The sequence below is a fragment of the Pseudooceanicola sediminis genome, assembly GCF_003575965.1.
Lineage (GTDB): Bacteria > Pseudomonadota > Alphaproteobacteria > Rhodobacterales > Rhodobacteraceae > Pseudooceanicola > Pseudooceanicola sediminis.
Window position 1 is genome coordinate 67,019 of record NZ_QWJJ01000012.1, and the last position, 23,869, is coordinate 90,887.

Here is a 23,869-nt window from a genome sequence, read left to right on the forward strand (position 1 = left end):
CGTCTCCTGGAAAATGCACGCGGGGCTGGTCGGGCCCGGTCGTCAGGCGCTGTGGTCGGGAACGATGCGAATGTGGGTGCACCTTCAGTGGCCCCCGCTTCAGTGGCCCCCGCCATCCCCCTTGATCAACCGGCGTCGCAGCCAGCCTGAAAACGAATCCATCGCAAAGACCAGCAAGACGACCAGGATGATGTAATAACTCACCTCTTCCCAGTCCTTCTGCGTGATCATCGCCTGCGTCAGCAGCAAACCGATGCCGCCTCCGGTGATCGCGCCGATCACGGTGGCGCTTCGGGTGTTGCTTTCAAAGAAGTACAGCACCTGGCTCATCAGCACCGGCGTGATCTGCGGGATCACCCCGAACCGATAGCGTTGCACCGGCGCAGCCCCGGTCGACCGGATCCCCTCGATCTGGCGGTCGTCGACGTTTTCCAGCGCCTCGGAGAACATCTTGCCGAAACTGCCTGTGTCGGTCAGCAGGATGGCCAGTGCCCCGGTCATCGGCCCCGGACCAAAGGCGCGCGCCAGAACGACTGTCCAGATCAGCGCATCGACACCGCGAAACACGTCGAACACCCGCCGGGCCGCCTGCCGGACGATCATCAGCGGGGTGAAATTCCGCGCCGCCAGAAAGGCCAGCGGCAAGGCCACGACCGCCGCCCCAAACGTACCGAGGAACGCCATCAGCACCGTCTCGAACAGCGCCCAGGCCACGTCACCATGGCGCCACATCGGATTGTACCAGAAATCATGCCAGATCGCCGGGCCTTCCCCGGCCACGGCAAGACGCACCAGCTGCACAGGCCCCACCCCGTGATAGGGGCTGTCGAGCGTGAAAAAGAACAATTCCCATCCGGTCTGGTACTTGAAGACCTCGGTGCGGTTGCGCGTGATTGTCAGGCGCCCGGCATCGGTGGTGATCATCACCCGGTTGCGCGACGCGCTGACATAGTCAGGCAGCGGTCCTTCGGGAAAGGTCGCCTGAACGCCCCCCGCGCCGGGCCTGGCCGTGATCGTACCATAGCCGGGAATGACATAGCGAACGTCATCGGCACCATAGGTCACGATGTTGCCGCCCCCCAGATCGATGGTCGTGTCAGCACCGAAGCGCACCCATTCCGGGCCGGTGCCGGGCGCATAGGTGCCCTTGCGCTCGCCCTCGATCGCAACCTCTACCGCGCCCGAGCGATTGTCGCGCGTCACGTGGGTCTTGTAGCTGTAGCTGTCCGACACCAGCCGCGCGGCATTCTCGAAACTCGCCCGTTGCACCAGCCCCGGCACGTCAAAGGCGAAGAACGCATACACCAGGTAGGCCAGGATCAGCAGCGGCATCGCGCAGGCAAACACCCGTTTGCGGCGGAACATCACCTCGGCCTGATGTTTCAGACCGGCCCCGGTGTCATGCGTGGGCAGGGTGGCAGACAGGCTCATGCCATCATCTCCGATTTGCGGCCATGGGTCATGCGATCCCGGCCCATGCTGCTCAGCTGGTCGACAATGATGATGGTGGTGATCAGCAGCAGGAAAATCGCAGCTGCCGCATCGTATTTGCCCTGTCCCCAGGAAATCGCGTTCTTGAGTTCATAGCCGATCCCACCAGCCCCCACGAACCCAAGGATGGCCGAGGCACGGATATTGATCTCGAACCGCAGCAGGGCATAGCTCAGGTAATTCGGCGCCACCTGTGGCACCACGCCCAGCAGCATGCGCTGGCTCCAGTTCGCCCCGACCGAGGCCAGCCCCTCGACCGGCTTGAGCGAGGCGTTCTCGTTCACTTCGGAAAACATCTTGCCCAGGGCGCCACAGGTATGAAAGGCAATCGCGATCATCGCCGGCACCGGGCCACCGCCCAGCACAAAGATCAGCACCAGCGCGATCACGATTTCAGGCACCGCGCGCATGACGTCCATGATGCGACGAAACAGCGGGATCAGGCGTGGCCAGCGCGCCAGGCCCCGCGTCGACAGCATCGACAACAATGTGCCCCCGATGGTGCCGATCAACGTCGACACGGCGGCAATGTTCAGCGTCTCGATCAGCGCCGGGAAATATCGCGCCAGGTTCTCCGGCAGCTCGGCCCGCTTGGCCCAGGCCTCGGACATCACCGAGGCGGGGAAATCCGGCAGGCGATGCAGCCCGGACCAGAATCCCCCGGCATTACGCGAATCCGCCAGCATGAAGCCCGAGGCCATCAACGCCACGAAAACCCCCAGCATGATTCCGGAATACAGCCGCTTGCGCCGCGTCTGGGCGATATAGGCCTCGCGGACCACGATCACCTGGCGGGTGGCCGAACTGGTGGCCTGACGGGGGCGCGGGATCGCACTGTCTGCCATTGCGGGCTCTCCGGAATTGTCTGCTACGGAATGCAAAAGCGGCCCCGCGAAGGGGGCCGCCGTTGGTCGCTTGCGTAATCAGCCGCCGATGGCGGACTTGCGTGCGCCGATGATCGACTTGTAGGCGTCGACAGTGATCGGCGTGAACCCGAGCGAGTCGCCGCCCACAACGCCATAGGCGCAATCGGCGTCTTTTTCGTACAGCGTGTCCATCATCTCGGTCATCTTGGCGCGCACATCTTCGGGCAGCGCGTTGCGCAGCACCAGCGGGCCGTTCGGGATCAGCGCCGAGCGCCAGATTTCGGTCATGTCGTTCATGTCGACCAGACCGGCATCGACGGCCTTGCGCAGCGCGCCGTTGTTATAGCCGTCTTCCCAGTTGCCCATCCCGTCGGCCCAGGTCACACCGGCATCGACATCGCCATTGTTGACCGCGACGATGGTCTGCTCATGACCGCCGGTAAAGACGACCTCGCCAAAGAAATCGCCGTTGTCCATCGAATGGCCGGTGACTTCGGGGATCTCGATCGACGGGATCAGGTAGCCCGAGGTCGAGTTCGGATCGCCGAAACCGAACTTCTTGCCCTCCAGATCGGTCAGCGAAGCCACGCCGCTGTCCTTGCGGGCAAATCCGATGGAGTAGTAGCCGAGGCTGCCATCGGGATTTTCCGTGGTCAGGACCGGGGTCACCGACTCGGGGTCCTCAAGGTAGATCTTGGCATAGCCCGACGCGCCCAGCACGGCCATGTCCAGCGTCCCGCCCAGCAGGCCCTGGATCACGCCGTCATAATCGGCTGGGGTAAAGATCTTGACCGGAACGCCCAGGGCTTCCTCGGTATAATCGATCAGGCACTGGTTGTTCTGCACACGGTCCTGGGCGTTTTCGCCGCCCAGCACGCCAATGCGGAATTCGGTGATATCCTGCGCCATGGCCGGTGCGCAAAGCGCGGTTGTGGCAAGGGCGGCAGCGATCAGTTTGTTCATCTTTGGATCTCCCGTGGATTATGCCCGCGCGACATCGGCGCGCGGCAGATGAAGGTGTCAGGCCGTAATCGGCATCTGTCTGGTTGTGACGCGGTCGATAGCCTCGATCTCGGTCGAGGTCGCTTCTTCGGAAAAGCGCGCATCCGCCCCGTAGATCTCGCGCGCCATGCCGGTCGTCAGTTGCGCGGGCGTGCCGTCAAAGACGATACGCCCGTCGCGCATCCCGATCACCCGGTCGCAATAGCGTCGCGCGGTGTCCAGGGTATGCAGGTTGGCGATCACCATGCGCCCGTCCTCTTCGTGGATGCGACGCAGGGCCTCCATCACGACCTGGGCGTTCATCGGATCAAGGCTGGCAATCGGCTCATCCGCCAGGATGATCTTCGGATCCTGCATCAGCGCCCGCGCAATCGCGACGCGCTGCTGCTGTCCGCCGGACAGGGCCTCGGCGCGCTTGGGGGCGTGTTCCGCGATGCCCAGCCGGTCCAGAATGTCGATCGCGCGGTGAATATCGGCGGTGGGATACAGGCTGAACAGGCTGGCCAGCGTCGAGCGGCGGTTCAGCGTGCCATGCAGAACGTTGCTGACCACATCCATGCGCGGCACCAGGTTGAACTGCTGAAAGATCATCGCGCAATCGGCCTGCCAGGCGCGCTTGTCCGCCCCCGCCAGGCGCGTCACGTCCCGCCCCTCGAACCGGATCGCGCCAGAGGTGCTGTCCTCCAGCCGGTTCAGCATCCGCAGCAAGGTCGATTTGCCGGCACCCGACCGGCCGATGACACCGATCATCATGGGCCTGTCGACGCGGATCGTGGCACGGTCCACCGCCGTGTGGTGGCCGAAAGTCTTTGTCAGCAGATCGATATGCAGCACGTGGTTCATCCCCTGGTCCTGTCGGGGTCCTAAGCACGCTGGAAAACGGAAACGTATCGTTTCGATGAAGATTTCATGAACCGGCGCTCTGCCAAGCTGAGTGGTCCGCGAACGCCGCTGAGTGCCGCGAAACTCCGCACGGCGCGGCGGATGTTAACAGAACGGCAACTGAAACTGACATATGGTTCAGGTTCACAACGGTCCTTCGGGCCATCGCCGCAACTCAAAGGGTTGCGGGGCGCGCAGTGGGCAAACGGGGGCAGATCACGCCTCCAAGGCCCCTGACATGCAGTCCAACCCTGAAACCGGGGACAAATGGCGATGCCATGATCCGGGCCAGGGTTCGAAAGTAAGTTCATGCAATATTATCCAGAGCCAGGCTTTACGGCACAGGTCCCTCCGGCGAACGGGTGCCCCGTTTCCCGGTGCGCCCAGTGGCACACACATCGGCACGGCGTCTGGTCGTCTTCTCCCGCCGGTGCCCTCCGCCGACCTGGCGCAGGGCAACACCACCCGCAGGCCCGGGTCCGCCATGCATAGCATTTCCGGCACTCCCCCGCCGCCCAACGTCCGGCGCACGGACAGCCAGCGCTACCTGGCTGACGCGCTGAACGCCGCCGGTGCTGCCATCATGATGGTCTCGGAACAGGGCACCATCGAATTGCTGAACGAGGCCGCCTGCAGACTGCTCGCCGGCACCGAAGGCCAGCTTATCGGAACCTGCGTCGACGATTATGTCCCGCGTATTTCACGCGAGGCGCACGCGCGCTATCGCAGGCAGCACACCCATGCCGCCCGCCAGCACGCCATGGCCGGGGGCCGCTCGCTCAAGGCGCGCGGCCTGGATGGGCATGAAACGTCGGTCGAAATCACCCTCAGCCAGATCCAGCTGCCCGACGGGCCATGTGTCCTTGTCACCCTGGTCGACATCACCAACCGGCTTGAACATGAACGCCAGATGACCGCCCGCAACGACCACCTTGCCGCCCTGAACGAAGAACTGACCCAATTCGCCTATTCGGCCAGCCATGACCTGCGCGCGCCCCTGTCCACCATCTCAGGCCTGCTTGAACTCTGCCTTGAGGATCTGGACGCGGGCGAGCTGGCCGAGGCCCGCCACAACATCACCGAGGCGCTGAAAACCAGCCGGCGCAACATTCACAAGGTCGAGGCCGTCCTGACCCTGGCCCGTGCCGGCCTGTCGCCCGTCCCCGAAGAAGACATCGACCTGCCGCGCCTTGTCGCAAGCTGCTGGGACGACGTGCATGCCGAAGGCATCGCAAAACCCGCCATCACGATCGAAATGGACGGCCCGTGCACCGTGCGGACCGAACGCCAGACCCTGTGCACGGTTATTGAAAACGTCTTGTCCAACGCCTGCCGTTTCCAGGATGCGTCCAAGTCGGAAAACTGGGTTCATGTGCGGCTGCGTACGCTGAACGATACCGTCAGCATCCTGATCGGGGACAATGGCATCGGCATTTCCGAAGCCGATCAACCGCGCATCTTCGAAATGTTTCGTCGCTCCAGCCTCAGTCAGGGCCATGGCCTCGGCCTCGCCCTCGTTCAAAAGAATGTGCTTCGTCTCAGCGGCACCATCGCCCTGTGCAGCACCCCCGAGCGGACTGATTTCATCTTTTCCTTCCCGCAGATGGAGGTCATTGAATGATCAGCACCTATATCGTCGATGACGTGCAGTCCGACCGCTACATTGCCCGCCGACGTCTGCAAAAGGCGGGTTGTTTCACCCCGCTGGACGAGGCGGTCGATGGCCTGGACTTTCTGCAGAAATTCTTTTTGCGGCAACCGGATAAGCCTCAGCAAAATGTCGTTCCCTCGCTGATCCTGATGGATATCAACATGCCTGAGCTGAACGGTTTCGAAACCTTGGAAGAACTGAAGCGGCGCCTGCCCGAAGATGCCCGCGACTACCAGATCGTCGCCATGTTTTCATCCTCCGACAACGACCGCGACATCGCGCGCTCGGTCACGACGGGAATGGTGGAACACTTCTTCACCAAGCCGATCGACGATGCCGCGATTGCCGAAATCCTGAAAACCTACCGCGCGCGCGGCTTTCTCTGACGCGCACCCTGAGACCTGGACTGCGTGCAACCGCCCCGCGCCATACCCGCCCCTGGCTTTGTCAATCGCCCTCCCGCCAGCCTCGGCGCAGCCGGGCGTTCCAGCGTGAGGCCCGCTTTTCGCACCCGCCCTGCCCCTGTGCATGGCGCAGCGCGGACCGACACGCCCCCCCTTGCCCCTCGCGCCACGGCAGCACCCGGGCTGCTCATGCACGCGCCCACCACGCACCCTCATGCACGCGCCCACCACGCACCCCCATGCGCGCGCCCACCACGCAGCCCGATGCAGGCGCGTATCGTGCACACTCATGCGCGCGCATCGCGCACCGGCGGCCAAGACGGCGCACCAGCAGGGCAAAACAACCTCCACTGCCCTGCCGCGCCCTCAAAAACCGCCTCTCATCCGATACATTCGGATGTCAAATGGCCGCGTCGGATCATCGACGCGGCCAATATTCGCTTCAGATCGGTCACCGGGTCAGCCCGCGCCTGCCGTCATGGGCCCTCTCGTCGTGGGCACTCTTCTGGCCGCGCGCCGGCTGGCCCGGGCGATGTTCAATGCGTGCGGAACACGAAGTTCGTCGCCGGGTCATCCAGAACCTTCGACCAGTCATAGCCGTCCCCCTCGGGGATCAGCCCATAGCTCTGCAACATCCGCCGCATCGCCTCCGGTCCGCCAAAGGGTGTCATCGCCACCGAGGACATTTCCTCGCGCAGAACCTCGCGCATTGCGGCAACGATCTCCTGTTTCTGCACGGCCATCGAATGATCCAGCTCTGCGCGGGCCAGCTTGCTGCCTTCCTCCAGGGCGCGCAGGATCAGCGATTTCAACGCATCGCGCGTCAGATCGGTCTTGGATTTGTAGTCGATGCAACCGCCCTTCATCGCCTCCACCGCAACATCATGGCGGGCCTCGCCACTGATCATCACGACCGGCGACTGGCCGTTCTTTCCGCCCTCGCGCAGGATCTGCTGGGCGGCCAGCCCATTGCCATCCGGCAAGAGGTAGTCAATGAAAACAAGCTGATACTGCTTTTGCATCAGCAACTCGCGGAAATGCTCGATGTTCGTCGCGATGGTCACCCGTACCGGCAGATCGGTGCGGCGGCATTCGCGCAGGATGCACATCGCGTCAAAGCGGCTGTCATCCAGCACCAGCACGTCGATGGTCGCAGGTTCAGGTTCGGGCGGCGTCGCAAAGGGCTGCAGGGCAGGCATACGTGCCTCGGATCCCGTTTGTACTGCACTTTTCTCAATATCCATCGGAAAGCTCCTTGCCAGACCCCGCCATTTTCAGCGGGGCCGCGGCACAAGAATTTCCCAGCAGGCTTGCCGTTTGGTTAAGGTCCGCCATCGCTTTGGTTTGCATTGTCTGCGAATTTTTCCCGCCCCGCCTTGAGATGGTCGAAAAGGTTCAGGGGTTGTTAGCCGGGCTGGTCCAATCTGCCCGCCATGACAGGCCAAGGTTCTCCAATGCCCCCTCATCTGCCCTCGGCGTCCGGTGGCGTCCCCCCCCCATCCAGCACCGTGGATGAGGTCGAGGAACTGCTGTACATCCTCTCGCACGATCTTCGCACCGGGTTCCGCGCCATCCTCACCATTCCCGATTTCATCGAGGAAGACCTGTCCGGCCTGCCCGAACCACAGAAATCCATGTTGGCCGAACACCTTGAAATGCTGCGCGTCCAGGCGCGGCGCAGTGATCGGATGCTGCTGGATCTGCGCGACTATTCCCGCATAGGGCGGCTTGCCTCGCCGGTCGGTGTCCACACCCTGGCCGATATCCTGGCACGCTGCGCGGAAACTGCCCCGCTGCCCGACGGGTTCGTCCTGCATGTGTCCGGGACAGCCACGCTGTCGGGTCCGCTGAATGAACTGGTCATGCTCTTTCGGGCGTTGCTCTCCAATTGCGTGAAACATCATGACGCGACCAGCGGGCGGATCGACATCAGCACCAGCCAAAAGGGCACCATGACCCGCATCATCGTGGCCGACGATGGCCCCGGAATCCCCAACCGGTTTCGCAAGGATGTTTTCGAGATGCTGCGCACCCTGCGATCGCGCGACGAATGCGAAGGATCCGGCATCGGCCTCAGCCTGGCACGCAAGATCGTCACGGCCCTCGGCGGCACGATCGAGGTGCTGGACAGTGGCGATTCCCGTGGCACGGCCATCGCGCTGACGGTGCCAACGCCGCCCCCGACAGAACAGTCCCCGACGTAGCCTCCGCTGACCACCGCCACCCCTGCCCCCAATCCCACCGCGCTGATCGCCCTCCTGGCATGACCCGCGCGCCTTATGCCGCCGCGTCCTCATGTCGCGATGTCCTGCCCCGCCACGCAGACCCCCGCCACCGACGCGGCGCGGTCTGCGCTTTTCGCCGCAAGGGCGTCCCTGCACGCGAATGCGGCCAGGCGACTCTGCCCCAACCGCCCCCGGCGGCACGGCGGCTTTCCCGCAACGCGGCAGGGCAATCGCGATGCCTCCCCTTGGCGTCCCTCACGCAGCACCCTATAAGCGCCGCATCCAGCCCAGATCCCGTTACCGGAGGACACGATGCGCAGCGCCCAAATCACCCGGAGCACCGCGGAAACCGACATTCAGGTCACCATCCACCTCGACGGCACCGGCCGGTACGAGAACGACACCGGTGTCGGCTTTTTCGATCACATGCTGGACCAGCTGTCGCGCCACTCGCTGATCGACATGTCGATCACCTGCAAGGGCGACACCTATATCGACGATCACCACTCGGTCGAAGACGTCGGCATCGCCCTGGGTCAGGCCCTGGCGGACGCGCTTGGCGACAAGCGCGGCATCAACCGCTATGGCGATTGCCACCTGGCGATGGACGATACCCTGATCCGCGCCGCGTTGGATCTGTCGGGCCGTCCCTACCTGGTGTGGAACGTGGACTTTCCGACCGAAAAGATCGGCAGTTTCGACACCGAACTGGTGCGCGAGTTCTTTCAGGCCTTCTCCACCCACGGCGGCATCACCCTGCACGTCGATCGCCTGCACGGGCTGAATTCGCATCACATCGCCGAAGCCGCGTTCAAATCCGTGGCGCGCGCGCTGCGGGTCGCGGTCGAATCCGATCCGCGCAAATCCGATGCCATCCCGTCGACCAAGGGCACGCTCTGAATGCTGACCGTCCTGATCGATTACGAAAGCGGTAACCTGCACTCTGCCGAAAAGGCCTTTCAACGCATGGCGCGCGAGGTGGATGGCGGCGAGGTCATCGTCTCTGCCCGCCCCGAGGATGTGGCGCGGGCGGATCGCATCGTGCTGCCCGGCGACGGGGCCTTTCCCGCCTGTCGGGCCGCCCTTGCCGGCGCGGGTCAGGGCTCCGTCCTGGAGGCCCTCACCGAAGCGGTCGAGGTCCGTGGCCGTCCCTTTCTGGGCATCTGCGTCGGTATGCAGCTGATGGCGCGGATCGGCCACGAATACAGTGAAACCCCCGGCCTCGGCTGGATCGACGGCGAGGTGACGCGCATCGCCCCCGCCGCGCCCGCACCGGGACAGGCGGCCCTCAAGGTGCCGCACATGGGGTGGAACGATCTGGTCATCGACCGGCCCCACCCGGTTCTGGGGGGCATCGAAACCGGCCAACACGCCTATTTCGTGCATTCCTACCACATGAGCGTCGCGGACCCGGCGCAGCTGATCGCCCATGTCGATTATGGCCAGCCCGTCACCGCCATCGTCGGGCACGGCACCATGATCGGCACCCAGTTTCACCCGGAAAAAAGCCAGGCCACCGGGCTGCGCATGATTGCCAACTTCCTGACCTGGGCCCCCTGAACGCCGCGCACGGCGGGTGGGGGCATCACCGCCCCCGCCCGCCCTCCGGGTCCTGTCAGCCTCGTCGGCTTACTTCACCCGCGCCCAGGTCTGTTTCTTGCAGATCGGCCCGATACAGCCAGATACCTTCAGCAGATCCCCCTCCAATGCCATCTTGGAGCGATAGACCTTGCCGGTCGAAGGTTGCCATATCTTGCCGTCCCTGTAATCGCCGCCGCCTGCGGCCATCATGTCCCAGACCAGCGGTTTGCCCTTGTTTTCGCTGTCGTATTCGCCACCGTCGTTGAACGTGCGGCTGATGACACCGCAAAAGGCCGGGCCGCAGGGCGCGATCGTGACCAGGGCATAGGCCCCGTCGTCCACCTGTGTCTGCCAGATGCCTTCCACCGGATCGGCAAGGGCCGCCCCCGCCGTCAGGGCAATGACCGCCGCCGCCGCGATACTCTTGTGAATGTGCATTGCGCTCTCCTCCTCTGCGCTCCTCCGCAATCAGCCTGCATCCATCGCGCCCTCGCACGCAACATTGCCGCAGCGTCGGGCAACACAGATTTGTCGCACCCAAACGCGCAGTGACATCCCCCGTCCCGGTGCATCGCCCCGCCGATGCGTCGCATTGCAATTCAGCGCAGGCAGAGGCACAAGGCAGTCACGCAGCAACAAGGGCCTCGCGATGATCCTCTACCCCGCTATCGACCTCAAGGACGGCCAGGCCGTGCGTCTTTTCAAGGGCGACATGGAAAAGGCCACCGTCTTCAACGACGACCCTGCCGCGCAGGCGATGGAATTTGTCGAGGCGGGCTGCGAATGGCTGCACCTCGTCGATCTGAACGGTGCCTTCGCGGGCGAACCCGTCAACGCCGCCCCGGTCGAGGCGATCCTGAAACGCACCAGGGTGCCGGCCCAGCTGGGCGGCGGCATCCGCGACATGGCCACGATCGAGCGCTGGCTGTCGCTCGGCCTGGCCCGCGTGATCCTCGGCACCGTCGCGGTGGAAAATCCCGCGCTGGTGCGCGACGCCGCCCGCGCCTTTCCCGGCCAGGTCGCCGTCGGCATCGACGCGCGCAACGGCTTTGTCGCGACCAAGGGGTGGGCCACCGAAACCGACGTGCAGGTCATCGACCTTGCCCGTTCCTACGAAGACGCCGGCGTCGCCGCGATCATCTATACCGACATCAACCGCGACGGCGCCATGCAAGGCCCCAACATCACCGCCACGGCAGAGCTGGCCAATGCCGTCTCGATCCCCGTGATCGCCTCCGGCGGGGTTTCCTCGCTCGACGATCTGCGTGCGCTGAAAACCTGCGGCGCGCCGCTGAACGGTGCTATCTCGGGCCGTGCGCTCTATGACGGGGCGCTTGATCTGACCCAAGCCCTGGCCCTGCTGAAGGCATAACCGCAATGGCGCGCCAGACCAGCCGCACCCTCCGCCTGATCAACCGCACCGGCCTGGTCGGCACGCTGGCGCCTATCGTGCTGTGGCTGCTGGCGCTGGCGGTCGTGCGCTTTCTCGCCTCGACCGGCTGCCGGATCGACGAAGCGGCGGCGCACCCCTGCGTCATCCTGGGCCGCGATCTGGCGGAACTGGCCTATTCCATGGGGTTCTTCGCCGCCTGGGGGCCGCTGTTCCTGTTTCCCGTGTCGGTCGGCATCGCCATGCTTTGGGGTTTGACCCGCCTGATCCTGTTCATCGCCCGCCCACGGGACTGATCCCGCGCCACATTGTGCCTGCCACTGGCCAGACCCGCCAAAGCGCGCTAAACCCGCAGCCAACTGCGCACCACGCCCGCCCCGAGGTTTCCCCATGCTCAAGACCCGCATCATTCCCTGCCTCGACGTCGCCGACGGCCGCGTGGTCAAGGGCGTGAATTTCGTAGACCTGCGCGATGCCGGTGATCCCGTGGATGCGGCACGCGCCTATGACGCCGCCGGCGCCGACGAACTCTGCTTCCTCGACATCCACGCCACCCACGAAAACCGTGGCACCATGTTCGATGTCGTCACGCGCACCGCCGAACAATGCTATATCCCGCTGACGGTCGGTGGCGGCGTGCGCACCGTGGCCGATGTGCGCGCCCTGCTGCTGGCAGGGGCTGACAAGGTCAGCTTCAACTCCGCCGCCGTGGCCGACCCGGATGTCATCGCCCGCGCCGCCGACCACTTCGGCAGCCAGTGCATCGTCTGCGCCATCGACGCGAAAACCGTTGCCCCCGGCAAATGGGAAATCTTCACACATGGCGGGCGCAAACCCACCGGCATCGACGCGGTCGAATTCGCCCGACTGGTCGCGGCCAAGGGGGCCGGTGAAATCCTGTTGACCTCGATGGACCGCGACGGCACGCGTTCCGGCTTCAACCTGCCCCTGACGCGCGCCATTTCCGACGCGGTCGAGGTGCCGGTGATCGCCTCGGGCGGCGTCGGCAATCTGGACCACCTGGTCGAAGGCGTGACCAAGGGCGGCGCTTCTGCCGTGCTCGCCGCGTCGATCTTCCACTTTGGTGACTATACCATCCGGCAGGCCAAGGATCACATGGCCGCCGCCGGCATCCCGATGAGGCTGCAATGACCGATACCCTGCAAAAACTCGCAGCGACGATCCAATCGCGCAAGGGCGCGGATCCGGCCTCCAGCTGGACGGCCAAGCTGCTCGACAAGGGCCCGGAAAAATGCGCCGAAAAGTTCGGCGAGGAATCGATCGAGGCGATCATCGAAGCCGTCAAGGGCGACAAGGCCCGCCTCACCTCCGAAGCTGCCGATGTCCTTTATCACCTGCTGGTCATGCTGACCGCCCGCGACGTCACCCTGGACGAGGTTCTTGCCGAGCTTGCGCGCCGCGAAGGCACCTCCGGCATTGCCGAACGGGCCGCCCGCCCCCAGACCTGACCTCTCCCTACCTGACCTCTCCCTCGCGGCCCCAACGCGGCACCAAACAGCCGGGGCGTCGCCGCACTTGGGCGGGCATCCCCAGAACTGACGCGCTCAGAACAATCGGGCGAACTCGATCTTGGGGCAGCGGTTCATCACCACGTCCACACCCGCCGCACGGGCCTGCGCCGCGGCCTCCGCATGGGCAATGCCCACCTGCATCCAGATGACCTTCAGCCCCGGCAGATATTGCAATGCCTCGTCCACGACGGGTGGCACCTGCGCCGGGCGGCGAAAGACATCGACCATCTCGATCGCATCGCCCAGGGCCTGTCCCGCCTCGGCCAGGCTGCCATAGACGGTTTCGCCCAATATTTCCTGACCTGCATATTTCGGGTTCACGGGAATGATCCGCATCCCGCGCGCCTGCATGATGGCCGGAACGAAATGATCGGGCCGGGCCGCATCGGGCGTCATGCCCACCACCGCGACCACCCGGGTCTCGGTCAGGATACGTTTCAGATCCGCGTCCGCATAGGTTTCATCAAAAGGCATCGCGCCCTCCTTGTCCTTGGCGTGACACCGCGGCACGCGGCGCCACCACCCGCCAATCTATCCCAGCCGCATTCGCAATCCGATGCAAGCGCCACCAAAGCGACACCGCGCGGGCACATGCGCCGCGCCGACGCCGCCCCGCACCCCATGCAAGAAAAAAGCGCCCAAGGTGAACCCTGGGCGCCAGTGCGGAACGAGGGACAGTGAAAGGAAACATCGGCGTTCCGTGCCGAAGCCTCTGCTGGATTAATTAGGGTGTGCCCCCCGAATAGGAAGAGGTTGTAATATGTTTGTGAACAGCCGCGAGACGAGAGGCCCTTGACGTCGCCTCGACCGCCCCGCCCTCAGCCCCGCGCGGCGTAGAGCGCGACCGCAGCCGCATTCGACACGTTGAGAGAGCCGAAGGCCCCGGCAAACTCGATTCTCACCAGGGCGTCGCAGGTCTCGCGGGTCTTTTCGCGCAGGCCCGGACCCTCGGCCCCCAGCACCAGCGCAACCGGTCGATCCCGCACGCCCTCCATCGCCGCGTCGATGGTCTGCTCGGCCTCTCCCGCCAGGCCAAAGACGACATAGCCCATCTTCTGCAATTCCTGAATGGCATCCGCCAGGTTGCGCACCTTCAGATAGGGCTGACGCTCCAGCGCGCCGCTGGCGGTCTTGGCCAGAGCCCCGGTTTCGGGCGCCGAATGATGGCGCGGCGCCACCACGGCGCAGGCCCCGAACACCTCGGCCGAACGCAGGATCGCCCCGACGTTGTGCGGGTCGGTCACCCGGTCCAGCAGCACGACACGCGGCGGGCGGATGCCGTCCCCCATGCAGCGGTCCTGCAAGGACCCCCAGTCCAGCGCCTTGACCTCCAGCGCCGCGCCCTGGTGCACCGACTGCGGATCGATCGGCGCGCTGAACCGGCGCGGGTCCGACAATTCCGGCTCCATCCCCGACGCCGCGACCGCGGCCTCCAGCTTGTCGAGCGCATTCTTCGTCACGATCAGCCGCAGCTTTTCGCGCGCCGGATTCTCCAGCGCGTCGCGCACGGCATGAAGGCCGAACAGCCAGACCGTCTCGGCGGCGCTCGCCTTCTTGGCCTGTTCCTTTTCGACGATCCACTTTGGCTTCTTCATCTTCTTCTCCTGACCGCATGGCCACGCAGAGTCCGCCCGACCTGGCGGAGCAAATGCTGCGCCGCAATACCGACGTGATACCGTCCCCGATACCGTTCGGATACCGCAGCCGGTTTCCGCCCTGTCTAGCGGGTTTTGGCGTCCTATGCTGCCCCTGACTTCACTGCAAGCAAACAGACTGCGTTTTTCCGGTTGACGCCCCGCAGAGGCCCCGGTAATCACCCCCTCACGATCAGCCGAGGGCGCAAGCCAAGGCAGATCAGGGCGACGGGCTGCAAGGTGCGGCAGCGGACTGTAACTCCGCCGGGGAGACCCACGCCTGGTTCGATTCCAGGGTCGCCCACCATTATCCCCCTTTAAAATAACGAAAACGGGATCATGGTGGACCGCGCATAGCGGGCACCGTAGCCGGCGCAGCACCACGCGGCCCCACCCCGCTCAAGATCACGCAGGACATGCCCCAGTCGTCGGGACCATCGCCGCGTCGCCGCTACTGCGTCGCCGGCGCAGCTTTCGCCTGATGGGCAGATTGGATAAAGGCAACCAGGTCTTGCCGCTGATTCACCTGGTCGATCAGATACCTGCTGCCCACCGGCGACAAGTGATCGCCATCACGATACAGGATTTCGCCTGTCTCGGGGTCGAACAGATCACAGCTCTCTTCATCGCAGAAATAATCCTGCGGAATGACGGCCATGACATTTTCGCGTTCGTCCAGCGCCCGAATGACATCATCCGTATACGCTGCCCGCGCAGAAACCTCGGCGCGCCCCAGCCTGAAACACCTGTCATCCGCAACAGTCTCGCCTGCCCACGAAAACAGCGTCTGGCATTGCGTCTGATCCAGTCCCAGCGGCGGCACCTGCGAAAACACGATCACCGACGTTCCCGTCGCCGCAATCACATCCACCGTGTCTTTCAAGGCGGCCTCGAACACCTGCCTCGATCGGGCCAGATCCGGCTTTTCGTAGACATCTGCAGGCACCATTCTGTCCGCGGCCACGCCCGGCACACTCGGAACTTCCAGCATCGGGAACCAGCGCGACGCCAGGACGACCTGCATCATAATCCTCGCTCAGCGCCAGCGCCCGCTTGGCCGCCGTATGCGCCCGGCAGACCTTTTCACGAGCCCGCCGCGCGGCGTCGCCATCGTAATATCGCGTGACACCGAACAGCGGCGGACACCCGGGAACATCGACCACGTCGACTTCGATACCCTGACTTGCGACATATTCCCTGAAACCCGCGTCCAAATGTCCCGCGTGGCTATCGCCCAGGATCAGAACACGGGCGTCAACGCCTGCGTCGGGGACGAGCCGTTCGAATTCCCGCCCGTCCGGGGAACCAGGATAAGGCACCGAAATTTCTGACACATTTGTCGCCAGCTGGGCGCCGTCGCCGGCAAAAACGTCGTACTTCAGCGCCCCCGCGACCCCACTCAGCATCAGGATCGTCAGGGTCAATCCGGCCAGAAAGGGTTTGTTCTGGAACCTGCGGTGCGCAGGCGCAGGATCGCGGAACGTCTGTTCGACAAAATAATAGCTCATCGCGGCAAGGGCGATGGACGCCGGAAACAGCGCCAGCCGCAGCATGATGGACGGCTCGTACGGCAGGCGATACGTCAGGTACACGACCAGCGGCCAATGCACCAGGTAGAGGGAATAGCTGATCAGTCCGATCCAGACGATCGGGCGCCATGTCAGGAACCGCCCGACAGGACCACTGGCCCCATACACGATGATCAGCACGGTGCCGATAAAGGGAAGCAGACTCAGCGCGCCCGGCAGGCGCGACGTCTCGCTCAGCAGGAAATAGGACCCAAGTATCAGCGCTAGCCCGACACAAGCCAGCGTCGACTGCAGTGCGGGCCCCGTCGTGAGATCTCTGTAATCCGGAGATTTGTCCGCCATCAGCAGGGCGAGCGCCGCGCCGGTCAGCAGTTCGAACGCGCGAAAAGGCAGCAGGTAATACGCGGCACTCGGGTCACGCCCGATCCAGAGTTCGGCCGCGCCCAGGCTGATCAACAGCAATATCAGGCAGACCGGCAGAACCGCCTTGCCGAACCGCAGCAACAAAAGCAGCATCGTCGGCCAGATCAGATAGAACTGCTCCTCCACGGCCAATGACCACGTGTGCAGCAATGGCTTGAATTGTGCGGCGGTATCGAAATAGCCGATTTCCAGATAGTAATTGATATTGGCCAGTGAAAACAACGCAAAGGGAATGGACTGTAAAAAGCTCGCCTGATCTGCCTTGCCCAGGACAGGGTATAGCAATACCACACTCGCCCCGATGACGACCACAGCGGCAGGCATCAGGCGGCGCAGGCGACGAACGTAAAAGCGCGCATAACTGAACGTGCCGGTTCTGCTGCGTTCCTGAATGATCAGTCGTGAAATCAGGTATCCACTGATGAAGAAAAGACATCGATGCCCAGAAATCCACCAGGAAAACCGGGAATGTGAAAATGCGCCAAGAGAACGCCGATCACCGCAACGGTGCGCAGTCCGTCAACATGCGGGTAATAGGTGCCAGCCGGTTTCATGGTCGCACTCCGTTCAGTTCACCGACGACTAGCGAGGCCCGAAAATACTGTCTATCGGTTGCCCGGTGGGAACGTACAAAGCGGCGTGCATGATCTTTCAGCTGCGCGCAAATTACGCATTTGGCCATTGTCATTGCAACTCAAAGATTTTGACCATCAGTCAAAAATCAGCTCCACGCAGTACGCCTTGCTGCGCTGATCTTTTGGCGTGTCATTCTGGCGATGCCATCAGCCCTGTTTCTTTGGCACGAGCTATTCCACTCAATCTCAACCCCAAGCAGGACAGGGCATCAGGCTCAATCCTAGGAGGTACACGTCCCGAATTCGCCCATGGCAAAAGCCTGCAGTGCCGACGGCATTGCAGGCCAATGCCTTTGTCCTGGCGCGGTCAGAAATCCTCCCACGAGTCATCATGCGAAGAGGAGCTTGGCGCGGGCGCATTGACGGCCTTTGCCATGGGCTGAGGTGCCGATTTTGCCGGACTACTGCTGTTGAAGGACACGACCTTTGCGCTGTCACGGGACAATTTGAACTGTGAAAGAGCCCGGCGCAGGCCAATCGCCTCCTGTGTCATGGACCGGCTGGAATCCAACGTGTGCTGGAACTTGGCCGAGTTTTCCTGGGTTGTGCGATCCAGATGCGCAACCGAGGTGTTGATTTCGCTGACACCGGCCGATTGTTCGTTGGCGGAGGTCGCGATGTCGGAGATATGCGACGCGATCTTGGCCACCGACCCCGAGATCTGGTCCAGCGATGCTCCCGCCTCATTCACCAGCGACACGCCATCCTTGACGTGATTCCCGCTCTCCGTGATCAGGATGTTGATTTCACGCGCGGCTTCGGATGACCGCTGTGCCAGCGCGCGCACTTCCGATGCGACCACGGCAAAACCTCGGCCTGATTCCCCGGCCCGTGCGGCCTCGATCCCGGCGTTCAGTGCCAGCAGGTTGGTCTGGAAGGCGATATCGTCGATCACATCCATGATCTGCGCGATCTTGCCGGAACTGTTCTCGATCTCGCCCATGGCGGTCACCGCCCGGCGTACGACCTCGCCGCTCTGCTCGGCATTGCTCCGGGCCTGGGTCGCGATGATGTCGGCTTCGGATGCGCCCTTGGCCGCCAACTTGACCGAAGAGGTCAGCTCTTCGATGGCAGCGGCCGCTTCCTCCAGCGATGCTGCGGATTCGATCGAGCTGCGCGCGACGACCTCAGCCGAACTGCTGATCTGCTCACCGCGCTGCTCCAGGCTGATCGAGGTTTCGCTGATCGTTCCGATAAGGTCGGCGAGCTTGGCGACGGTGCCGTTGAAATCGCTCCGCAACGCCTCGTAACTCTCGGGAAAGGCATCTTTAAGCTGGGTGCTCAGATCCCCGGTCGACAACAACCTCAGGCCCGTTGCCAGCGCAGTGACGGCGGCCTCCTGTTCGCTCTTGCGGCGTTCGGCGTCGCGTTCCAGTTCGGCTCCGCGGCGGATATCCTGACGGAACGTTTCGACGGATCGCGCCATTTCGCCAATTTCATCGGCCTTGTCAGCATAGGGAATATCGCTTGTGGAATCGCCCTTCGTCAGGTTTTCCATGCGAAGGTTCAGCCGGTTGATCGGGCCGGTGACACTGCGCGCGATCAGCCAGCTCACGATCCCGAGGCAGAGCAGCCCAATCCCGAAGGCGATGTAGGCACGCATCCTGATATGCGCGATCTGCGCCTCGATATCCTGAATGTAGGACCCCGATCCGATCACCCATTCCCAGGGTTCGAATGCGCGGGCAAAGCTCATCTTGGGCAGCTTTTCCGCGGTATCCCCACTGGTGCGCTGCGTGGCGTAGAAAACCACACCGCCGCCGGCCCGGGCCGCGCTCAGCAAGGCGCCATAGACGTCGACGCCATCTGGATCCAGCGAACCGCCCCTTCGCGTCCCGACCTGGTCCGGGCTACGGCCATGGGCCTTGACCACGGTGTCGTAATCAAACGCGAAAAGGTAGTTTCCGTCGTCGTATCGCACCTTTTGCAACAGATCCACGGCCTCGGCCTGTGCCTCTTCAAGCGACAAGGTTCCGTCCACAACCTGATCGTTCAGCGCCGAAACCAGGCTTGCGGAGGAATCGACGATGTCCCGCAGATGCGCCTCACGCATACTGTAGATGTTGCGTACGGTGATATCGTACATGGTGAAGGCTAGAGCCGCACTGGCCAGTACGGAAACCAGAATGATCGAATAGATACGGGCGCCGATCCTGAGGCCCTTTTTTGGTTTCATTCCCGCGTCTCCTTTGGCGTTCGCCCTAGGAATGTACCGAAAGAGTAAAGCCCACGTTTATTCCGATCGCGCTTGTGACAGGAAAACGATGGAATTTTAGCAAATCGGAACATCACCTCGCCCTGGCGCTGCCATCTGTGCCCGGCCCGTCCGAAAATTTACGGTTTCGTCGCTCTTGGTCCCTAGGACAAGCTGGCGGGCCGTGAATTGCGGCGCGTGCGACGCCCCTTTGCGGTGGCTTTGGTTCGTGCCAAGGTCCCTTCGGGCCTCGCGGATGCAAAGTGACCGGGGGCCTGCAAGCTATGTCGGCAGGGTGATTGGACGGGCCAGATGCACCAGGAACACGCGTTCAACATCGTTGTCGTCGGCCAGTCGGGGCGCCTGCAATACGAGGCCGCGCTGTTCGCGGCCTCTCTGCGCGCCACGAATCCCGACTTTCGCGGCCGCCTGTTCATTGCCGAGCCACAGCCCGGCCCGTTGTGGCCACAGGACCCACGCATCGACAACCAGGATGTGCGCGACCTGCTGGCGGCCCTCGACGCTGAGATATTACCCTTCGAAAGCCGCCATTTCGGTGCCGCTTATCCCCATGGAAACAAGATCGAATGCCTCGGCGCGCTGCCCGAGGGCGAACCTTTCGTCTTTTTCGACAGTGACACGCTCCTGCTCGACCGGCTCAATCGCGTGCCCTTCGATTTCACGCGCCCCACCGCGTCCTTGCGGCGCCAAGGCACCTGGCCCGTGATCGAGCTGTACGGGCCGGGCTACAGCGAGATCTGGCAAAGCCTGTATGATCGTTTCGGACTGGATTTCGCGGGCTCGATCGACCCCACCTGGCCAGATGAATTCTGGCGACGATACCTGTATTTCAACGCCGGGTTCTTCTTTTTCCGCTGCCCCCGAGAGTTCGGGGCGCGCTTCCTCGACTACGCATTGTCGATCCGCGACGACCCACCACCGGCCCTGGTGTGCCAACCGCTTGATCCCTGGCTCGACCAGATCGCCCTGCCCCTGGTCATTCATGCCCTGGGGGGCGGACGCGACACCCTGCCGCCCGGCCTGCTGGATGGCTCTGTCAGTTGCCATTACCGACTGTTGCCAATGCTTTACGCCCGTGAAGACGATGCGGTTGTCGCGATGCTGGAAACGGTGACAAGCCCCAACAGGGTCAAGAAGGTCCTGAAACAATACGATCCGATCAAGCGCATGATCTACCAGGGACGCGGCAAGAAGGTCCGCGACCTGTTCGACCGCTCGGATCTACCGCGCCGGGAACAGGCGATCCGCAACCGGATCAAGCGCGAAGGCTTCTGGATGCGCTAATGCGCCAGGATCTGTGACGTATCGCGAAATCCCTTGACCTCCATCGGGTTGCCCGACGGATCGCGAAAGAACATCGTCCATTGTTCCCCCGGCTCGCCCTCGAAACGCACCTGCGGCTCCAGCACGAAGGTTACACCGCTTTGGCGCAAACGCTCGGCCAGGGCCTGCCATTCCTCCAGCGGAAGCACGAAACCGAAATGCGGCATCGGCACCATGTGCGCGCCGACCTTTCCCGTCGGCGCATTCGCCATCGGCTCGCCCAGATGCAGCGAAAGCTGATGCCCGTACAGGCCGAAATCCACCCAGGTCTGGGTGCTGCGCCCCTCTTCACCGCCCAACACTTTTCCGTAAAATTCGCGGGATTCGTCCAGGTCAGTCACGTGAAATGCAAAGTGAAACGGGTAGATCAAGGTCTTGTCCTTTCGACCGAATGACGGGATTGCAGATTTTACCGTGCCACGTTTTCCGCTTGCTTTTCAATGGGCTGGGCGCGGGTTTTCCGCGCCATCGGCGTCGGGTCGCACCGGGGACCACTCGGGGGCCACTCGGGGGCCACTGCCGCCCTGCACCGCCACACTGCCGTGCCGCCGATTTCTGCCGATGGTTTGGGTTTCGCTTTGCCTCCCCGCGCCACTAGGCTAGTCTGATCAGATCACCTTGGGCCAAAGAGGCCGTGCAACGCGGCCCCTGTTGATGCATGGCCCGGCCCCTTCAGCTTCTGGCGAAAGCGCACCCGACCAGACATGCGACCGAATTTTGCTCTGAACTTTACCACGGCGGGCCTTGCGCTGTTCCAACGCACGGCCGCCGGCTGGGCGCAGGTGGGTCATGTCGACCTTGGGTCCGCGACCTTCGATGCCGACATAGAGGCGCTGCGGCAACAGGGGGCGGCCCGCGATCCCGCCCCGATGCGCACCAGGCTGGTCATACCCGACGATCAGATCCGCTTTCTGGACATTGCCACCGGCCCGGTCGGTGAAACGCAAAGGCGCGACATGGTGATGGGCGCGCTGGTGGGCAAGACTCCCTACCAGATCGAGGAGCTGGCGATTTCCTGGTCGGCCACCGGCGACACGACACAGATCGCCGCCGTCGCCCGCGAGACGCTGGAGGAAGCCGAAGGATTTGCCACCCGTTACGGTTTCAACCCGGTGTCCTTCGTCGCAATGCCCGATCCCGGCCTCTATACGGGTGAGCCGTATTTCGGCCCGACCTATTTCGCCACCCATGACCTCGTCGCAGAAACCACCGCAGCCGACGTCGCGCCCGCCGTCACCCAGGATCCGCCGCCAGTGCCGCCCCTTCAAGGCGTGCATAGCGACGAACCGGCCACAGTGACGACACGGGACCGCCAGTTGATGTTGCCCGACATCGACCTTCCCCCCCGCGCTGCATTCGCCGCCCCCGCGGCAGCGCCCGAACGCACGACACCACCACCACCCGCCCCCGTCGCCCCCGCGCCCGTCGCCGCACCTCTTTCCGGGGCGCACGCTGAACCGGGCTGCGTTCCGCCGCCCCCTGTCCCGACCAGACCTGCGGTGCGCCAACCTCCGACCCCGGTTCCCAGCACGCTGACCGAAGACGAGGCCGACAAGATGACCATCTTCGGCGCGCGCGGCGAACAAGAGGTCGCGCCGCAGACGCGCCGCAAACGCCGCCTGACCCTGATCGGCGTTGCCGTTCTGGCGACGGCGGCGGTCGCGCTCTTGTCGAATCCGACAGGCCGCTCGGCCCTGTTCAGCCTCGTCGCGCCCCCGCCCGAGGTTGCGTCGGTGACCACTTCGCCAAGCACGACCCCAGAGCCGCAGGCCGCGCCCGAGACCGAGGCGGCGACGCCGGCCCCCTCTGCGCCCGCGCAGCCCACCCCCCAAACGGATGCCGACACCCAGACAGCGGCCGTCACTCCGGCCTCCCCGAGCCCGGCGTCAACCGCGGACACGCCGACGGACGCCGCCCCTTCCGAGGACCCGACTGCGGGCACTGCGACCACCGCGCAACTGGATGCACCCGCCCCGATCCTGACCCGCCGCCCCGATCCGGCCACCCCGGCCGAGGCCGCCGCCCGCTATGCTGCGACCGGCATCTGGCAGCGCGCCCCGACGCAATCCCTGCCCCCGCTTCCGTCCGAGCTGGGCGAGATCCGTTTTTCCGAGGTGACCACGCCGGAGCGTGTGCAGGACGTGGTCGGACTGCCCTCTCCCGACGACCGCACGGTGATCGCCACCGGACTTCAGGCGCCACCGAACCCACCCGCCCCGGACCAGACCTTTGCGCTGGACGACCGGGGATTTGTCGCAGGCACCGCCGAAGGCGCCCTGACGCCGCAGGGGCACCTTGTCTACCTCGGGCCGCCCAGCGTCGTGCCGCCGCCGCGCCCGGGTGACACGACACCGCCCCCCGCAACCGACCCGGAGACCGACCCTGACGCCGCCACTCCCGATGCCGCTTCGCAGGCAGCACCCGAGGCCACGTCAGACGCGACTTCAGACGCAACGGCAGACGCGACCGACGGCCCTGATGCCCCCGCCGAGACGCCAGCACTGGCCCTGCCCCCTCCCGGCCAGCTGCACCCCAAGGCCCGTCCCGAGGGGCTGATTGCGCAGCAGGCACAAGAAGAGGCCGACCCCGAAGAACTTTCCGACCTTGAGGAAATGGGCTCGGATCTCGCGACCGACGAAGCCCTCCGCCCACGCGCGCGACCGAATGATTTTGCCGCCGCGATCGCAGCCGCCCAGGCGGCCAGCCGTCCGCTTGCCGTGCCGCAAATCCAGGCACCCACCGTGCAGCCCCCCGGCCCCACGCGCGCCTCGGTCGCGCAGCAGGCGACGGCAAAGCGGGCGATCCGGCTGAACGACATCAACCTGATCGGCGTCATGGGCAAACCCTCGGACCGGTCCGCACTGGTCCGCCTGTCGAATGGACGGATTGAAAAGGTGAAGGTCGGCGACGCTCTTGACGGCGGTCGCGTCGCGGCCATCGGAGAGGACGAGTTGCGTTACGTGAAATCCAACCGGAACCTGACGCTGCGCATGCCCAAGGACGGCTGAAACACCGCCCGGATACCGACGCGATACCGACATCTTTCCCGATGTGCGCGGCTGAGCTGCCTTTCGGCTGTTGCCTGA

General features: G+C 64.0%; 23 protein-coding genes, 1 tRNA gene and 1 pseudogene. 12 read left to right on the plus strand and 13 right to left on the minus strand.

Annotated features, from left to right (window positions below):
* Positions 1-99: 99 nt before the first annotated feature.
* The 4 genes from phnE (DL237_RS14015) to phnC form a co-directional block, all read right to left on the minus strand.
* Positions 100-1,431 carry a phosphonate ABC transporter, permease protein PhnE gene (gene phnE / locus DL237_RS14015; protein WP_119399704.1) on the minus strand — a complete coding sequence of 444 codons (1,332 nt, stop codon included), beginning with the start codon at positions 1,429-1,431 and terminating at the stop codon, positions 100-102.
* On the minus strand, positions 1,428-2,336 hold the full coding sequence (gene phnE / locus DL237_RS14020; protein WP_119399705.1) for a phosphonate ABC transporter, permease protein PhnE: 909 nt from the start codon (positions 2,334-2,336) through the stop codon (positions 1,428-1,430). Before phnE (DL237_RS14020) ends, phnE (DL237_RS14015) begins: the two co-directional genes overlap by 4 nt.
* Before the next feature lie 78 nt (positions 2,337-2,414).
* Positions 2,415-3,320 carry a phosphonate ABC transporter substrate-binding protein gene (phnD, locus tag DL237_RS14025; protein ID WP_119399706.1) on the minus strand — a complete coding sequence of 302 codons (906 nt, stop codon included), beginning with the start codon at positions 3,318-3,320 and terminating at the stop codon, positions 2,415-2,417.
* Between the two features lie 57 nt (positions 3,321-3,377).
* Complete coding sequence (phnC, locus tag DL237_RS14030; protein WP_119399776.1) at positions 3,378-4,193, minus strand: phosphonate ABC transporter ATP-binding protein; 816 nt, start codon at positions 4,191-4,193, stop codon at positions 3,378-3,380.
* Between the two features lie 532 nt (positions 4,194-4,725).
* Between phnC and DL237_RS14035 the strand changes: the two genes are divergently transcribed.
* Both DL237_RS14035 and DL237_RS14040 read left to right on the plus strand, forming a co-directional pair.
* Positions 4,726-5,862 carry a sensor histidine kinase gene (locus DL237_RS14035; RefSeq protein ID WP_158585646.1) on the plus strand — a complete coding sequence of 379 codons (1,137 nt, stop codon included), beginning with the start codon at positions 4,726-4,728 and terminating at the stop codon, positions 5,860-5,862.
* The gene (locus tag DL237_RS14040) at positions 5,859-6,278 is read left to right on the plus strand and encodes a response regulator (RefSeq protein WP_119399708.1); all 420 of its coding nucleotides are present in this window, start codon (positions 5,859-5,861) and stop codon (positions 6,276-6,278) included. Before DL237_RS14035 ends, DL237_RS14040 begins: the two co-directional genes overlap by 4 nt.
* Before the next feature lie 554 nt (positions 6,279-6,832).
* Here the strand turns inward: DL237_RS14040 and DL237_RS14045 are convergent.
* The gene (locus tag DL237_RS14045) at positions 6,833-7,540 is read right to left on the minus strand and encodes a response regulator (RefSeq protein WP_119399709.1); all 708 of its coding nucleotides are present in this window, start codon (positions 7,538-7,540) and stop codon (positions 6,833-6,835) included.
* Positions 7,541-7,750: 210 nt separating this feature from the next.
* Between DL237_RS14045 and DL237_RS14050 the strand changes: the two genes are divergently transcribed.
* From DL237_RS14050 to hisH, 3 genes are all read left to right on the plus strand, one after another.
* The gene (locus DL237_RS14050; RefSeq protein WP_158585647.1) at positions 7,751-8,500 is read left to right on the plus strand and encodes a sensor histidine kinase; all 750 of its coding nucleotides are present in this window, start codon (positions 7,751-7,753) and stop codon (positions 8,498-8,500) included.
* A gap of 333 nt (positions 8,501-8,833) precedes the next feature.
* Positions 8,834-9,421, plus strand: coding sequence for an imidazoleglycerol-phosphate dehydratase HisB (gene hisB / locus DL237_RS14055; RefSeq protein WP_119399711.1), 588 nt, complete (start codon positions 8,834-8,836; stop codon positions 9,419-9,421).
* Positions 9,422-10,081: an imidazole glycerol phosphate synthase subunit HisH gene (gene hisH, locus DL237_RS14060; RefSeq protein ID WP_119399712.1), complete on the plus strand. Its 660-nt coding sequence runs from the start codon at positions 9,422-9,424 to the stop codon at positions 10,079-10,081. It begins immediately after the preceding gene.
* Positions 10,082-10,150: 69 nt separating this feature from the next.
* On the opposite strand, the gene DL237_RS14065 is transcribed toward hisH, so the two are convergent.
* A complete protein-coding gene (locus tag DL237_RS14065) occupies positions 10,151-10,540 on the minus strand; it encodes a DUF2147 domain-containing protein (protein WP_119399713.1) in 390 nt (129 codons plus the stop codon).
* Between the two features lie 211 nt (positions 10,541-10,751).
* Between DL237_RS14065 and hisA the strand changes: the two genes are divergently transcribed.
* From hisA to DL237_RS14085, 4 genes are all read left to right on the plus strand, one after another.
* Positions 10,752-11,474, plus strand: a complete 723-nt coding sequence (hisA, locus tag DL237_RS14070; protein ID WP_119399714.1) for a 1-(5-phosphoribosyl)-5-[(5-phosphoribosylamino)methylideneamino]imidazole-4-carboxamide isomerase — start codon at positions 10,752-10,754, stop codon at positions 11,472-11,474.
* Between the two features lie 5 nt (positions 11,475-11,479).
* Positions 11,480-11,788 (plus strand): hypothetical protein, encoded by a 309-nt coding sequence (locus tag DL237_RS14075; protein ID WP_233545002.1) that lies wholly within the window; start codon positions 11,480-11,482, stop codon positions 11,786-11,788.
* A gap of 94 nt (positions 11,789-11,882) precedes the next feature.
* Complete coding sequence (gene hisF, locus DL237_RS14080; protein WP_119399715.1) at positions 11,883-12,644, plus strand: imidazole glycerol phosphate synthase subunit HisF; 762 nt, start codon at positions 11,883-11,885, stop codon at positions 12,642-12,644.
* The gene (locus DL237_RS14085) at positions 12,641-12,961 is read left to right on the plus strand and encodes a phosphoribosyl-ATP diphosphatase (RefSeq protein ID WP_119399716.1); all 321 of its coding nucleotides are present in this window, start codon (positions 12,641-12,643) and stop codon (positions 12,959-12,961) included. Before hisF ends, DL237_RS14085 begins: the two co-directional genes overlap by 4 nt.
* A 96-nt stretch (positions 12,962-13,057) precedes the next feature.
* Here the strand turns inward: DL237_RS14085 and DL237_RS14090 are convergent, their stop codons facing one another.
* A complete protein-coding gene (locus DL237_RS14090; protein WP_119399717.1) occupies positions 13,058-13,498 on the minus strand; it encodes a CoA-binding protein in 441 nt (146 codons plus the stop codon).
* Positions 13,499-13,842: 344 nt separating this feature from the next.
* Positions 13,843-14,619 carry a 23S rRNA (guanosine(2251)-2'-O)-methyltransferase RlmB gene (gene rlmB, locus DL237_RS14095; protein ID WP_119399718.1) on the minus strand — a complete coding sequence of 259 codons (777 nt, stop codon included), beginning with the start codon at positions 14,617-14,619 and terminating at the stop codon, positions 13,843-13,845.
* A gap of 262 nt (positions 14,620-14,881) precedes the next feature.
* Here rlmB and DL237_RS20610 point away from each other — a divergent pair.
* A tRNA-Tyr gene (locus DL237_RS20610) sits at positions 14,882-14,965 on the plus strand.
* 144 nt (positions 14,966-15,109) lie between these two features.
* Here the strand turns inward: DL237_RS20610 and DL237_RS20990 are convergent.
* From DL237_RS20990 to DL237_RS14110, 4 genes and pseudogenes are all read right to left on the minus strand, one after another.
* Positions 15,110-15,685 (minus strand): SGNH hydrolase domain-containing protein, encoded by a 576-nt coding sequence (locus tag DL237_RS20990; RefSeq protein ID WP_321186083.1) that lies wholly within the window; start codon positions 15,683-15,685, stop codon positions 15,110-15,112.
* Between the two features lie 28 nt (positions 15,686-15,713).
* A pseudogene (locus tag DL237_RS14105) lies at positions 15,714-17,060 on the minus strand (acyltransferase family protein); the annotation flags it as partial.
* A complete protein-coding gene (locus DL237_RS20620) occupies positions 17,018-17,164 on the minus strand; it encodes a hypothetical protein (protein WP_158585648.1) in 147 nt (48 codons plus the stop codon). The pseudogene DL237_RS14105 and the gene DL237_RS20620, both read right to left, overlap by 43 nt.
* A 388-nt stretch (positions 17,165-17,552) precedes the next feature.
* Positions 17,553-19,421 carry a methyl-accepting chemotaxis protein gene (locus tag DL237_RS14110; protein ID WP_119399721.1) on the minus strand — a complete coding sequence of 623 codons (1,869 nt, stop codon included), beginning with the start codon at positions 19,419-19,421 and terminating at the stop codon, positions 17,553-17,555.
* 330 nt (positions 19,422-19,751) lie between these two features.
* On the opposite strand from DL237_RS14110, the gene DL237_RS14115 reads away from it, so the two are divergent.
* Positions 19,752-20,744 carry a hypothetical protein gene (locus tag DL237_RS14115; RefSeq protein ID WP_119399722.1) on the plus strand — a complete coding sequence of 331 codons (993 nt, stop codon included), beginning with the start codon at positions 19,752-19,754 and terminating at the stop codon, positions 20,742-20,744.
* Here DL237_RS14115 and DL237_RS14120 read toward each other — a convergent pair.
* Positions 20,741-21,154, minus strand: a complete 414-nt coding sequence (locus DL237_RS14120; RefSeq protein ID WP_119399723.1) for a VOC family protein — start codon at positions 21,152-21,154, stop codon at positions 20,741-20,743. The genes DL237_RS14115 and DL237_RS14120 overlap by 4 nt on opposite strands.
* 333 nt (positions 21,155-21,487) lie before the next feature.
* On the opposite strand from DL237_RS14120, the gene DL237_RS14125 reads away from it, so the two are divergent.
* Complete coding sequence (locus DL237_RS14125) at positions 21,488-23,791, plus strand: hypothetical protein (RefSeq protein WP_119399724.1); 2,304 nt, start codon at positions 21,488-21,490, stop codon at positions 23,789-23,791.
* The last annotated feature ends 78 nt before the right edge of the window (positions 23,792-23,869 follow it).

Excerpts from the sequence above, each read along its gene's own strand:
- phnE (WP_119399704.1), bottom strand. The coding sequence starts at position 1,431 with ATGAGCCTGTCTGCCACCCTGCCCACGCATGACACCGGGGCCGGTCTG.
- phnE (WP_119399705.1), bottom strand. The coding sequence starts at position 2,336 with ATGGCAGACAGTGCGATCCCGCGCCCCCGTCAGGCCACCAGTTCGGCC.
- phnD (WP_119399706.1), bottom strand. The coding sequence starts at position 3,320 with ATGAACAAACTGATCGCTGCCGCCCTTGCCACAACCGCGCTTTGCGCA.
- DL237_RS14035 (WP_158585646.1), top strand. The coding sequence starts at position 4,726 with ATGCATAGCATTTCCGGCACTCCCCCGCCGCCCAACGTCCGGCGCACG.
- DL237_RS14040 (WP_119399708.1), top strand. The coding sequence starts at position 5,859 with ATGATCAGCACCTATATCGTCGATGACGTGCAGTCCGACCGCTACATT.
- DL237_RS14045 (WP_119399709.1), bottom strand. The coding sequence starts at position 7,540 with ATGGATATTGAGAAAAGTGCAGTACAAACGGGATCCGAGGCACGTATG.
- DL237_RS14050 (WP_158585647.1), top strand. The coding sequence starts at position 7,751 with ATGCCCCCTCATCTGCCCTCGGCGTCCGGTGGCGTCCCCCCCCCATCC.
- hisB (WP_119399711.1), top strand. The coding sequence starts at position 8,834 with ATGCGCAGCGCCCAAATCACCCGGAGCACCGCGGAAACCGACATTCAG.
- hisH (WP_119399712.1), top strand. The coding sequence starts at position 9,422 with ATGCTGACCGTCCTGATCGATTACGAAAGCGGTAACCTGCACTCTGCC.
- DL237_RS14065 (WP_119399713.1), bottom strand. The coding sequence starts at position 10,540 with ATGCACATTCACAAGAGTATCGCGGCGGCGGCGGTCATTGCCCTGACG.
- hisA (WP_119399714.1), top strand. The coding sequence starts at position 10,752 with ATGATCCTCTACCCCGCTATCGACCTCAAGGACGGCCAGGCCGTGCGT.
- DL237_RS14075 (WP_233545002.1), top strand. The coding sequence starts at position 11,480 with ATGGCGCGCCAGACCAGCCGCACCCTCCGCCTGATCAACCGCACCGGC.
- hisF (WP_119399715.1), top strand. The coding sequence starts at position 11,883 with ATGCTCAAGACCCGCATCATTCCCTGCCTCGACGTCGCCGACGGCCGC.
- DL237_RS14085 (WP_119399716.1), top strand. The coding sequence starts at position 12,641 with ATGACCGATACCCTGCAAAAACTCGCAGCGACGATCCAATCGCGCAAG.
- DL237_RS14090 (WP_119399717.1), bottom strand. The coding sequence starts at position 13,498 with ATGCCTTTTGATGAAACCTATGCGGACGCGGATCTGAAACGTATCCTG.
- rlmB (WP_119399718.1), bottom strand. The coding sequence starts at position 14,619 with ATGAAGAAGCCAAAGTGGATCGTCGAAAAGGAACAGGCCAAGAAGGCG.
- DL237_RS20990 (WP_321186083.1), bottom strand. The coding sequence starts at position 15,685 with ATGATGCAGGTCGTCCTGGCGTCGCGCTGGTTCCCGATGCTGGAAGTT.
- DL237_RS20620 (WP_158585648.1), bottom strand. The coding sequence starts at position 17,164 with ATGAAACCGGCTGGCACCTATTACCCGCATGTTGACGGACTGCGCACC.
- DL237_RS14110 (WP_119399721.1), bottom strand. The coding sequence starts at position 19,421 with ATGAAACCAAAAAAGGGCCTCAGGATCGGCGCCCGTATCTATTCGATC.
- DL237_RS14115 (WP_119399722.1), top strand. The coding sequence starts at position 19,752 with ATGCACCAGGAACACGCGTTCAACATCGTTGTCGTCGGCCAGTCGGGG.
- DL237_RS14125 (WP_119399724.1), top strand. The coding sequence starts at position 21,488 with ATGCGACCGAATTTTGCTCTGAACTTTACCACGGCGGGCCTTGCGCTG.